We start from the raw sequence: 11,964 nt of genomic DNA, 5'->3' as shown, positions 1-11,964 counted from the left end.
CACCGACCCGCCTCCCCTCCGTCCCGGAGCGACACTGTGACGCCTGAAACCCACCCCCCGACGGGCACCCACGACCCCGGCGCGGGACCGCCCCCCGGCTGCCCCGCCCACCACCTCGGACCCGGCGCCCTCCACCGGCTCCACGGACCCGGCGCCGAGGACCTCGACGACCTCTACGAGTGCCTGCGCGAGCAGTACGGCCCCGTCGCCCCCGCCCTCCTGCACGAGGACGTGCCGATGTGGGTCGTCCTCGGACACGCCGAGAACCTCCAACTGGTGCGCAGCCCCTCGCAGTACACCCGCGACAGCCGCATCTGGACCCCGCTGCTCGACGGCCAGGTCAAGCCCGACCACCCGCTGATGCCGCACATCGCCTGGCAGCCCATCTGCTCGCACGCCGAGGGCGACGAGCACCAGCGGCTGCGCGACGCGGTCACCTCCGCGATGGCCACCATCGACCACCGCGAGATGCGCCGCACCATCGGCCGCTACACCCAGGGTCTGGTCAACGCGTTCTGCGAGCGCGGCCACGCCGACCTCGTCCCGCAGTTCGCCGAGCATCTGCCGATGGCCACGCTGTGCGCGATCCTCGGGATGCCCGAGGAGTACAACGACCGGATGGTGCAGGCGGCCCGCGACGCGCTCAAGGGCACCGAGACCGCCATCCAGAGCCACGCCTACGTCATGGAGGCGCTCGGCAGACTCGCCCTGCGCCGCCGCGCGCGCCCCGAGAACGACTTCACCAGTCACCTCGTCACCCATGAGGCGGGGCTGAGCGACGACGAGGTCCGCGAGCATCTGCGGCTCGTCCTCTTCGCCGCCTACGAGGCCACCGCCAACCTGCTCGCCAACGCCCTGCGCATGGTGCTCACCGAGCCCGGTTTCCGCGCCCGGCTCAACGGCGGTCAGATGACGGTGCCGGAGGCGATCGAGCAGTCCCTGTGGGACGAGCCGCCGTTCTCCACCGTCCTCGGCTACTACGCCAAGCAGGACACGGAGCTGGGCGGTCAGCGCATCCGCCGGGGCGACGGGCTGCTGTTCGCGCCCGCCCCCGGCAATGTCGACCCCCGGGTACGGTCCGATCCCCGGGCGCAGATGAAGGGCAACCGCTCCCATCTCGCCTTCGGCGGCGGCCCGCACGAGTGCCCGGGACAGGACATCGGGCGTGCCATCGCGGACGTGGGCGTGGACGCCCTGCTGACCCGGCTGCCGGACATCCGCCTCGACTGCCCGGAGGAGGACCTGCGCTGGCGTTCGTCCATCGCCTCCCGGCATCTGGTCTCGCTGCCGGTGCGGTTCGAGCCCAAGGTCCAGCAGGACGTCTCCCTGCCGCCCAGCCAGTCCCCGATCCCGCGCCCGCGCGAACAGTGGCAGGTCACGGCTCCGGCGAGGGCGGCTGCCCCGGTGCCCGAACCGCGCCCGGAACCGGTACGGTCCGCGCCCGAGGCGGTACGGTCCGCGGCCGAGCCGGTGCGCGTGCGGGAGTGGGAGTCCGTGCCGATGCCCGAGCCGGTCGGCGCGGGCGTCCCGGGTGGGGAGTCCGGCCGGGAGAGCGTGTGGCGGCGGCTGATGCGCTGGTGGGTCGGGGAGTGACGTCCCCGCTTCGGGGGTGAGCGGACCCGGTCAGTCCTCCCCGGCCCACGCGGCCGAGGAGGACCACGCCTGGAGCGTGCGCCCGCTGGTGAACGCGTGCCGCGCCCCCGTCACCGGGTCGGTGAACTCCAGCTCGCGCGCCAGCAGTTGCAGCGGGCGCCGGAAGACACCGGGCGGTTCCGGCTCGGCCACCTCGGGATAGAGGGGGTCGCCGAGGATGGGGATGCCGAGGGCGTTCAGATGCACCCGGAGCTGATGGGTCTGCCCGGTGCGCGGCACCAGCCGGTACCGGGCGAGTCCGTCCCGTTCGCGGTGCTCGGCGCACTCCACCAGCGTCTCGGCGTTGGGTTCGCCCGGCACCTCGAACGCGGCCAGCGTGCCGCGCTCCTTCACGATCCGGCTGCGCACGGTCCGGGGCAGGACGAGTTCCGGGTCGTACGGCGCGATCGCCTCGTACTCCTTGCGCACCAGGCGGTCGCGGAACAGCGTCTGGTAGGCGCCGCGTTCCTCGGGCCGTACCGTGCACAGGACCAGTCCGGCGGTGAGCCGGTCCAGGCGGTGCGCGGCGCTCAGCGCGGGCAGGTCGAGGTCACGGCGGAGCCGGGCGAGCACGGTCTCGGTGACATGGCTGCCGCGCGGGGTGGTGGCGAGGAAGTGCGGTTTGTCGGCGACCACGATGTGCTCGTCCCGGTGGACCACCTCCACCGCGAACGGCACCGGCGTCTCCGGCGGATGCTCGCGGTGGAACCACACGTACATCCCCGGCACGTACGGCGCGTCCGGCGCCACCGGTTGCCCGTCGGCGCCCACGATCAGCCCGGCCTCGAACATCGCGGCGATCGTCCCGGGTCCCGCCCCGGTCAGCCGCTCCACCAGGTGTTCCCGCACGGTGGACCACGCCCCGTCGGCGGGCAGTCGCACCCGCACCGGGTCGATTCCCCCGCGCTGGGGGAGCGGGGCGGGCGGGGGCGGGGTGCGGCGTCTCATCGGGTCCCAGGGTACGGGGGCGGTGCGGGGCGGAAATGCGGTGCGCGCGGGGGCGGGGCGTTGGCAGGATGCGGTCCATGCCGATTCTCGTACCCCCCGTCCTGCCCGCCGGCGCCCTCGCGCGTCTTCCCCAGCCCGTGATCCCCGCCGCCGACGGTCTGCTGCTGCGTCCCTGGCGCAAGGAGGACGCCCCGGGCGTGCACGCCGCCTTCCAGGACCCGGCGCAGCGCCAGTGGCACGGCAGGTTCAGCGAGTCCGTGGACGAGGTCGAGGGCTGGATCGAGCGCTGGCTGGACGACTGGACGGAGGAGAGCCGGGCTTCCTGGGCGGTGGCGGAGGCGGACACCGGCGAGGTGGTGGGGCGGGTCGCGCTGCGCGAGATCCATCTGGAGGACGGTTGCGCGGAGGTCGCCTACTGGACGGTGGCGCGCTCGCGCGGGCGGGGCGTCGCGGTGACGGCGACCGGGGCGCTCACCCGCTGGGCGTTCGAGGACATCGGCTTCCACCGCCTGGAACTCACGCACTCCACGGCCAACGAGGCGTCCTGCCGGGTCGCCGCCAAGGCGGGGTACGACCTGGAAGGCACCCGGCGCAGCTACGTCCTGCACCAGGACGGGTGGCACGACATGCATCTGCACGCGCGCGTGAACGAGCGCTGACCCGCCGCCCCGGGTCGGCGTGCCGGGGCGGGGTCAGGCGGCGGTGCCGTCGCTCTCCTGCTCGGCCTCGATGCGGGCGTTCCACTCGCGCTTGGACGCCTGCCAGCCGTCCTCGTTGTGGCCCAGGCGCCAGTAGCCGGAGATCGACAGGTCCTCGCGGGGGAGCTGCCGCTCGACGCGCAGCATCCGGCGCAGCTCCTTCACGAAGGACGCCTCGCCGTGCACGAAGACATGGGGGCGCCCCTCGGGGAACTCCAGTGCCTGGACGGCTTCCACCAGCGCCTCGCCCACCGGGCGGTCGCCACGGTGCAGCCAGACGACCTCCACGTCGGAGTCGATCTTCTGCTCCTCCTCGGGCCCGGACACCTCCACGAAGGTGTGCGCGCGCGAGCCCGGCGGCAGTGCCTCCAGGGCGCGGGCGATGGCGGGCAGCGCGCTCTCGTCCCCGGCGATGAGATGCCAGTCGGCGGTGGGGTCGGGGGCGTAGGCGCCGCCGGGACCCATGAAGCGCAGGGTGTCGCCGGGGCGTACCCGCAGGGCCCACGGTCCGGCCACGCCCTCGTCGCCGTGGATGACGAAGTCCAGGGTGAGCAGCCGCTGTTCGGCGTCCCAGTCGCGCACGGTGTAGGTGCGCGTCACCGGCCAGCTCTCGCGCGGGAGTTCGGCGTGGATGAGGTCCAGGTCGAAGGGCTCGGGGTAGACGATCCCGGGGTCGGGGGCGAAGAGCAGCTTCACATAGTGGTCGGTGTGGGTGTCGGCGGAGAACTCGGCGAGGCCGTCGCCGCCGACCACGACACGCTGGGTGTGCGGGGTCAGCCGCTCGGTGCGCACCACCTGGGCGGTGTGGAGCTTGCGCGGCTTTCGCCCCGGACGCTCTGCCATGACGGCCTCCTGCTGCCTTGGTTAGGTTTACCTAAGCTAGCATCCCGGTCCGTGAAGCACGCTCCCTGCGGGGGAGTGGGTGGCTATGTCCGGAACATTCCGTCCGGTCGGTCCCCCTGGAAAGCGCCGTCGCCCCCGCTCTTCCCGGGGTCACGCGCCAAGCGTGCCCAGGAGTCGCTGCAGGGAACCCCCCAGACCCCAGCGCGCCGCCAGTGCCTCCAGTGCCGCCGGGTCGCGCGGGGTGTGCGGAAGCGCGGTGTCCACGGCGGGCAGTGGCACGTCACCGGCCACCCGGACCACCTTCGGCGCCACCTCCAGATAGCCGCGCGCCTCGGTCAGCCGCCTGCGCTGGGTGGGGGTGAGCCGGGAGGCGGGGTCCTCGGCGGCCGCGACGATCCCGGCGAGGTCGCCGTACTCCGCGAGCAGCTTGGCGGCCGTCTTCTCGCCGACCCCGGGCGCGCCCGGCAGACCGTCGCTCGGGTCGCCGCGCAGCAGCGCCAGGTCCGCGTAACCGCGGCCGTCGACGCCGTACTTCTCGCGCAGGACCGCCTCGTCGGTGAGCTGGAGGGTGCCGACGCCCTTGAGGGGGTACAGCACGCGGATGGAGCGGGCGTCGTCGACCAGTTGGTAGAGGTCGCGGTCGCCGGTGACGATGTCGACCGGGCCGTCCGCGCGGGCGGTGAAGGTGCCGATCACGTCGTCGGCTTCGTATCCGGGGACGCCGACGCGGGCGATGCCGAGCGCGTCAAGCACCTCCTCGATGACCGGCACCTGGGGCGTGAGGGTGTCCGGCACCTCCTCGGTGTCCGGTCCTTCCGGCTGCTCCTCGGCGACGCGGTGCGCCTTGTAGGAGGGGATCAGCTCCACGCGCCAGGCGGGGCGCCAGTCGGCGTCCATGCAGGCGACGAGCCGGTCGGGGCGGTGGTCCTTCACCAGGCGGTCGATGAAGTCGAGCAGCCCGCGCACGGCGTTCACCGGCGTGCCGTCCGGCGCCCGCACCGAGTCCGGCACGCCGAAGTAGGCGCGGAAGTAGAGCGAGGCGGTGTCGAGGAGCATGAGTCGTCCGGTCACGCTCGCATCATGCCGTACGGCACCGACAGCGCGGTTCATACCGGACGGCAGCGGGGAGGTCGCCCCGAATGTGACCTGGATCACTCTTACGTTTGTCATGTGGGCGTCCGGGCAGGCGCCGCCACGGAGTGGAGTAGTTGCTCATGTAAACAACAGAACGACCGCTCGTCTCCTCACCTTGCCGCCGAGACGAGAGGTATGCATGTCCGCCAGACTTGCCGCCGAGCACCTGTACAAGGTGTTCGGACCAGAACCGGACCAGGCAGTGCAACGGCTCGAACAGGGCGCCGACCGTGAGGAGTTGAGGGCGGAAGGCGTCACCGCCGCCGTCATCGACGCCTCCTTCGCCGTCGAGCCGGGGGAGATCTTCGTGGTCATGGGCCTGTCCGGCTCCGGCAAGTCCACGCTGCTGCGGATGCTCAACGGCCTGCTGGAGCCGACCTCGGGTCATGTCTCCTTCGACGGGCAGGACCTCACCCAGCTCACCGCGGCGCAGATGCGCGAGGTGCGCGCACGCAAGATCAGCATGGTCTTCCAGCACTTCGCGCTCTTCCCGCACCGCAGCGTCCGCGCCAACGCCGCCTACGGCCTTGAGGTCCAGGGCGTGCCCCGCGCCGAGCGCGAACGCCGCGCCGACGAGGCTCTCGCGCTGTGCGGTCTGGCCGGGTGGGAGGACTCCTGGCCCGACGAACTCTCCGGCGGCATGCAGCAGCGCGTCGGACTCGCCCGGGCGCTGGCCACCGACGCCGACCTGCTCCTCATGGACGAGTCGTTCAGCGCGCTCGACCCGCTGATCCGCCGTGACATGCAGGACCAGTTGCTGGAACTGCAGAAGACGCTGCGCAAGACCATCGTCTTCATCACCCACGACCTCAACGAAGCCATGCGCCTGGGCGACCGCATCGCCGTCATGCGCGACGGCCGCGTCGTCCAGACCGGCACCGCCGAGGACATCCTGCTGCGCCCCGCGGACGACTACGTCGCCTCCTTCACCCAGGACGTCGACCGCGCCCGGGTGCTGACCGCCGGAGCCGTGATGGACACCGACGTGCGTGGCGACGAAGCCGACTGCGCCTGCGAGACCGCCACGCCCGAGACGCCGTTCACCGACCTGTGCGCGATCAGCGCCCGGCTCTCGCACCCCGTGGCCGTCGTCGACGGCTCGCGCGGGCTCGTCGGGGTCGTGCCCCGGCAGCGGCTCGTCGGGTTCCTCGGCGAGGAGGAGGGCAGCCCCGAACCCTGCGACAACCGGCGCGACCAGGGCGGGAAGAAGGTGACCGCCCATGCCTAGGATCCCGCTCGGCAACTGGGTCAACGACATCGTCGACTGGCTCACCGGTCACATGGCGTGGCTGTTCGACTTCTTCAAGACCGTTTTCCAGGGCACCTACGACGGCATCGACACCGTCCTCCAGGCGCCCCAGCCGCTGATCCTCGCGGGCATCCTCGCGATCGTCGCCTTCTGGCTGCGCGGCACCGTCGCCGGAGTCCTCACCTTCGTGGGATTCGCCTTCATCGACTCCCTCGGGCTGTGGGACGACGCGATGATCACCCTGTCGCTGGTGCTCGTCGCCACGATCATCGCCCTGGTGGTCTCGGTGCCCGTCGGCGTCTGGGCGGCCCGCTCGGACCGCGTCAGCGGTCTGATCCGGCCCGTCCTCGACTTCATGCAGACGCTGCCCGCGATGATCTACCTCATCCCGGCCATCCTGTTCTTCGGCACCGGAGCCCCCGCCGGAATCGTCGCCACCCTGATCTTCGCGCTCGCCCCCGGTGTGCGCATGACCGAGCTGGGCATCCGGCAGGTCGACAAGGAACTGGTCGAGGCGGCCGACGCGTTCGGCACCACGCCCCGCGACACCCTGCTGCGCGTCCAGCTCCCCCTGGCCCTGCCGACCGTGATGGCCGGCGTCAACCAGGTGATCATGCTCGGGCTGTCCATGGCCGCGATCGCCGGCATGGTCGGCACCGGCGGACTCGGCGGCGACGTCAACGAGGCCATCGGCCAGCTCGACGTCGGTCTCGGCTCCGAGGCGGGCATCGCCATCGTCATCCTCGCCATCTACCTCGACCGGATGACCAGCGCCCTCGGCACCCAGGTCTCCCCGATGGGGCGCCGCGCCGCCGCCAAGCTGCGCGCCGTGCGCGGGGTGCGCATCCGCTCCTACCGGCCGCGTCCGGCCGTCGCCGTGATCGGCATCGTCGTGCTCGCGCTGGTCGCGGGCGGCATGGGGATCTTCGGCGGCAGCCACACCGCCACCACCACCGCGGACGCCGACAACGTCGGCCAGGGCAAGAAGATCAGCATCGGCTACATCCCCTGGGACGAGGGCGTCGCCTCCACCTTCCTCTGGAAGGAGATCCTGGAGCAGCGCGGCTACGAGGTCGATGCCAAGCAGTTCGACGCCGGACCGCTCTACACATCCCTCGCCCAGGGCGACGTCGACTTCGAGACCGACTCCTGGCTGCCCACCACCCACGCGCAGTACTGGAAGAAGTACGGCAAACGGCTCGACGACCTCGGCTCCTGGTACGGGCAGACCTCGCTGGAACTCGCGGTGCCCTCCTACATGAAGGGCATCGACTCCCTCGCGGACCTCAAGGGCCAGGCGTCGAAGTTCGGCGGCAGGATCACCGGCATCGAGTCCAGCGCCGGAGAGATGGCCCTGCTCAAGTCCAAGATCCTGCCCGCCTACGGTCTCGACAAGGAGTACAAGGTCGTCGACAGCTCCACCCCGGCGATGCTCGCCGAGCTGAAGCGCGCCTACGCCAAGAAGCAGCCGGTCGTCGTCACCCTCTGGTCCCCGCACTGGGCGTACAGCGACTACGACCTGAAGAAGCTCAAGGACCCCAAGGGCGCCTGGGGCAAGGGCGACGGCGTGCACACCCTCAGCCGCAAGGGCTTCGCCGCCGACAACCCCGTCGTCGCCAAGTGGCTGAAGAACTTCAAGATGAGCGAGCAGCAGCTCACCGGTCTGGAAGCCGAGATCAACAAGGCGGGCAAGGGCAAGCAGCAGGACGCCGTCCGCGCCTGGCTGAAGAAGAACCCCGGCGTCGTCGACAAGCTCGCCCCGGTGAAGAACGCGGGCGGCGCCACGCCCGCCGAGGCCAAGCGCCCCGTGAACGTCGCCTGGTTCCCCTGGGACGAGGACGTCGCCGTCACCTACCTGTGGAAGAACGCCCTGGAGCGGCGCGGCTACAAGCTGAACCTCAAGCAGATGGACGTCGGCCCGGTCTACACCGGTCTCGCCTCCGGCGACCTCGACGTCAACTTCGACGCCTGGCTGCCGTACGCCCAGAAGAACTTCTGGGACAAGAGCAAGGACCGGCTCAAGGACCTCGGCACCTGGTACAAACCCACCTCGCTGGAGGTGGCGGTGCCCTCCTACGTCAAGGGCGTGAAGTCCCTGGCCGACCTCAAGGGCAAGTCCTCGACGTTCCACGGGAAGATCATCGGCATCGAGCCCGGCACCGGCGAGATGAACCTGCTCAAGAACAAGGTCCTGCCCGGATACGGACTGGACAAGGAGTACAAGGTCGTCGACGGCTCCACCCCGGCGATGCTGGCCGAGCTGAAGCGGTCCTACGCCAAGAAGGAGCCCGTGGCCGTGGTGCTGTGGTCGCCGCACTGGGCGTACAGCGAGTACGACCTGACCAAGCTGGCCGACCCGAAGAAGGCGTTCGGCGTGGGCAACACCATCCGCACCATCTCCAGCCAGAAGTTCCCGGAGCAGTACCCGCAGCTCACGAAGTGGATCAAGGGCTTCACGATGAGCGAGGGTGAGCTGGGCAGCCTGGAGGCGCAGATCACCAAGGCGGGTCAGGGCAAGACCGAACAGGCCGTCGCCGCCTGGGCGAAGCAGCACCCGGACGTCGTACGGCGCATGACCCCGCAGTGACGACGCGGTAGACCGGGCACAGCAAGGATCCGGCCAACCACACAGCGCGAGGCGAAGCCCCGAGCGCCGCACCCCACCCGTCCGCCCGGCACCGCACCCAGGTGCCGGGCGGACGGCGCGTACCAGGGAACACCACGGGCGGCGAAGGCATTGAAAGGTACGCCAAGGGTGTCCGGCGCGCCCGCGAGGAGGGACCTGCCGGACGCCGGGCGACCGACCGACGGTCACCGGCCCCACGGCGCTGCCGCCGGACCCGTGGCGTGAACCGTCGCGTCGGTCATGACCGGTATGACATCGATGCGACAGACGCGCGAAACGGTTTGCCGAACATGCGTAGGGTGCAGACAACCTTGCGGACAACGTTTTGGGACACGGGTGCCGCCGAATGGGTACCCGGGCAGCCGCGCGACGCCTGAAGGAGGGAGCCGCAGCGATGGGCGACCACAAAGAGCGACAGCCCGTGCGGGTCGGCGCGGCCGTCCGGCGGCGTCGCCGCGCCCTCGAACTCACCCTCGCGGTCGTGTCGGAGCGCAGCGGCCTGTCGGTGCCCTTCCTCAGCCAGGTGGAGAACGACCGGGCCCGCCCGAGCCGCACCTCCCTGGAGAAGCTGGCCGACGCGCTGCGCACCACCGCCGTCGAACTCCTCGCCGCCGCCGACCCCGCGTGCAGCGTCGACGTCGTACGCGCCGAGCACGTCGAGGACGGCGACTTCGAGCCGCGCACGCGCCCCCTGGTGCGCGGACACCACCAACTGCACGCCTCCGAGTTCACCGGCGACCACGACGCGGGCCGCGAGTTCCGCCACCGCAACGACGAGCTGATGTACGTCGCCGACGGCGCCGTGGAGATCGAGGCGGAGGGACGTGCCTACCGCCTCGGCAAGGGCGACACCCTCTACCTGACCGGCGGGGTACGGCACCGCTGGCGGGCGACCGTGCCGGACACCCGGGTGATCGTCGTCGCCGTCGCCGAGCACATCGAGGCGGTCAAGGACCGGTCCCGCTAGTGCGGGCGGTGTCCCCGGCGCGGGTGGTCTCCCTGGTCCCGTCCCTCACGGAGGCGGTCGCCACCACCCTGCCGGGCGCCCTCGTCGGCGCCACCGACTGGTGCACCCACCCCGCCGACCTGGCCGTCACCCGTATCGGCGGCACCAAGAACCCCGACCTCGCACGGATCACCGCCCTCGCCCCCGACCTCGTCGTCGCCAACGAGGAGGAGAACCGCGCCCCCGACCTCGCCGCCCTGCGCGCCGCGGGCCTGGAGGTGCTGGTCACCGAGGTGCGCACCCTCCCGCAGGCTCTCCGCGAACTGGACCGCGTGCTCAGGGTCTGCGGCGCCCGCACCCGCCCCCGCTGGCTCGACGACGCCGAGTCCGCCTGGACCGCGCTCCCCGCGCCGGAAACCCCGGCCACCGCTGTCGTACCGATCTGGCGCCGCCCCTGGATGGTCCTCGGCCGCGACACCTTCGCCGGTGACGTCCTGGCCCGCCTCGGCATCCGCAACGCCTACGCCGGTCACGCCGAGCGCTACCCCCGCATCCCGCTGCCCGAGCTGTGCGCGACCGCCCCCGACCTGGTCGTCCTGCCCGACGAGCCGTACCGCTTCACCGCCGACGACGGACCCGAAGCCTTCCCCGCACTGCCCTGCGCCCTGGTCAGCGGACGGCACCTGACCTGGTACGGACCCTCGCTGGCCGAGGCTCCGGACGCGCTCGCGGAGGCGCTGCGGGCAGCCGTCCGCTGAGCAGACCGCGCAGCGTGCCGGACGCGGCGGCGGTCCACGCGGCCAGCAGCAGGACGTACAGCCCGACCGCGAGCACCGCGTACGCCGCCAGCCCCGTGTGCCGGGCGAGCGACGCCGCGCCCGTCACACACGTGCCCACCGGGAAGGTGAACGCCCACCACGTCAGCGAGAACCCCATCCCGCGCCGCCGCGCCCGCACCACCTGCGCGGCGGCGAACGCCAGCCACAGCAGCGCGAACCCCATCACCGGCACGCCGTAGAGCACGGCGAACACTGTCAGACCGTGCGCGTACGGCTCCGGTACGACCCCGGGCGCCAGGTCCGCGACGGCGCCGGTCGCGGTGGTGGACTGCCCCAGCGGGCCGAGCACCAGGAACAGGGTCGGGGTGAGCGCGAGCGGCAGCGGACCCGCGAGGAGGAGGCGCGCGAGGATCAGCGGCAGCATCAGCAGCGTGGCCAGCAGGCTGAGCCCGAACAGCGCGAAACAGCCCAGCAGCAGGGTCGCGCGCGGCTGCCCCGGCGGCAGATGCGGGACGAGCGCCGGGCCCAGCGCGGCGGACACCATCGGCGCGACCAGCGGCAGCAGCCAGACCGGAGTGGCCTGCTCCGGCTCGATCCGGTGCCGTACGACCATCAGATACGGCACCGCGACCGCCGCCGCGAGCCCCACCGCCGTACCCGACGTGAACAGCACGGCGTCCAGCGCGACCGCCGTTCCCGTGCCGAGCAGACCCCGCCCCGCCGTCAGGGCGGCGCCGCCGACCGCCAGCAGCGCCATCGACAGACAGCCGTAGAACGGCGCCGTCGCCGGGTCGAGGAGGTGGGCGCGGGCCTGGTCGCGGTGGTGGGTCCAGTGCAGGGCGCGGGCGGCGAGGAGCGCGGTCAGGAGGACGAGGGACAGCGCCCAGACGGCGGCGAGGACCGGCTGCGGGGGTCGTATGTGCGCGGGCAGCGCGGCGCCCGCTCCGGCGAGGGCGGCGGTGCCCATGACGGCGGAGTACCAGTTCGGGCCGAGGTGCCGGACGCGGGGGACCCGTACGGCGGCGGGGTGGCCGGGGGCGGCGGGCGGACAGAGGGCAGGGGTGACCATGACCTCAGCCTCCCCGCCCGTACCCGGTCCGACCAGGGAC

At 72.1% G+C, this 11,964-nt stretch carries 10 protein-coding genes; 6 read left to right on the top strand and 4 right to left on the bottom strand.

Going from position 1 to position 11,964, the window contains the following annotated elements:
- The first annotated feature begins 36 nt into the window (after window positions 1-36).
- Window positions 37-1,593, top strand: coding sequence for a cytochrome P450 (locus tag IF655_RS18330; RefSeq protein WP_199585899.1), 1,557 nt, complete (start codon window positions 37-39; stop codon window positions 1,591-1,593).
- 30 nt (window positions 1,594-1,623) lie between these two features.
- Here the strand turns inward: IF655_RS18330 and IF655_RS18325 are convergent, their stop codons facing one another.
- Window positions 1,624-2,580, bottom strand: a complete 957-nt coding sequence (locus IF655_RS18325) for an RluA family pseudouridine synthase (protein WP_199585898.1) — start codon at window positions 2,578-2,580, stop codon at window positions 1,624-1,626.
- Between the two features lie 77 nt (window positions 2,581-2,657).
- Between IF655_RS18325 and IF655_RS18320 the strand changes: the two genes are divergently transcribed.
- Window positions 2,658-3,239: a GNAT family N-acetyltransferase gene (locus IF655_RS18320; RefSeq protein ID WP_199585897.1), complete on the top strand. Its 582-nt coding sequence runs from the start codon at window positions 2,658-2,660 to the stop codon at window positions 3,237-3,239.
- Window positions 3,240-3,272: 33 nt separating this feature from the next.
- Here IF655_RS18320 and IF655_RS18315 read toward each other — a convergent pair whose 3' ends face one another.
- Together IF655_RS18315 and IF655_RS18310 are read right to left on the bottom strand one after the other, a co-directional pair.
- A complete protein-coding gene (locus IF655_RS18315; protein WP_199585896.1) occupies window positions 3,273-4,121 on the bottom strand; it encodes a siderophore-interacting protein in 849 nt (282 codons plus the stop codon).
- Window positions 4,122-4,271: 150 nt separating this feature from the next.
- On the bottom strand, window positions 4,272-5,192 hold the full coding sequence (locus IF655_RS18310; protein ID WP_199585895.1) for a 5'-3' exonuclease: 921 nt from the start codon (window positions 5,190-5,192) through the stop codon (window positions 4,272-4,274).
- A gap of 202 nt (window positions 5,193-5,394) precedes the next feature.
- Between IF655_RS18310 and IF655_RS18305 the strand changes: the two genes are divergently transcribed.
- From IF655_RS18305 to IF655_RS18290, 4 genes are all read left to right on the top strand, one after another.
- Complete coding sequence (locus tag IF655_RS18305; protein WP_199585894.1) at window positions 5,395-6,483, top strand: glycine betaine/L-proline ABC transporter ATP-binding protein; 1,089 nt, start codon at window positions 5,395-5,397, stop codon at window positions 6,481-6,483.
- Window positions 6,476-9,091, top strand: a complete 2,616-nt coding sequence (locus IF655_RS18300; RefSeq protein ID WP_199585893.1) for an ABC transporter permease/substrate binding protein — start codon at window positions 6,476-6,478, stop codon at window positions 9,089-9,091. The genes IF655_RS18305 and IF655_RS18300 overlap by 8 nt, the downstream gene beginning before the upstream one ends.
- A gap of 433 nt (window positions 9,092-9,524) precedes the next feature.
- Window positions 9,525-10,097, top strand: coding sequence for a helix-turn-helix domain-containing protein (locus IF655_RS18295; RefSeq protein ID WP_199585892.1), 573 nt, complete (start codon window positions 9,525-9,527; stop codon window positions 10,095-10,097).
- Between the two features lie 8 nt (window positions 10,098-10,105).
- Entirely contained in the window at window positions 10,106-10,834 is a 729-nt protein-coding gene (locus tag IF655_RS18290; RefSeq protein WP_199586117.1) for a helical backbone metal receptor, read from the top strand.
- On the opposite strand, the gene IF655_RS18285 is transcribed toward IF655_RS18290, so the two are convergent.
- Window positions 10,746-11,924: a TDT family transporter gene (locus IF655_RS18285; protein ID WP_199585891.1), complete on the bottom strand. Its 1,179-nt coding sequence runs from the start codon at window positions 11,922-11,924 to the stop codon at window positions 10,746-10,748. The genes IF655_RS18290 and IF655_RS18285 overlap by 89 nt on opposite strands.
- Window positions 11,925-11,964: the final 40 nt, after the last annotated feature.

This window comes from Streptomyces sp. DSM 110735, from assembly GCF_016482685.1.
Taxonomy (GTDB): Bacteria; Actinomycetota; Actinomycetes; order Streptomycetales; family Streptomycetaceae; genus Streptomyces.
Note: the sequence above shows the minus strand (reverse complement) of the source record. Positions and strands in the feature narration are given on the sequence as shown.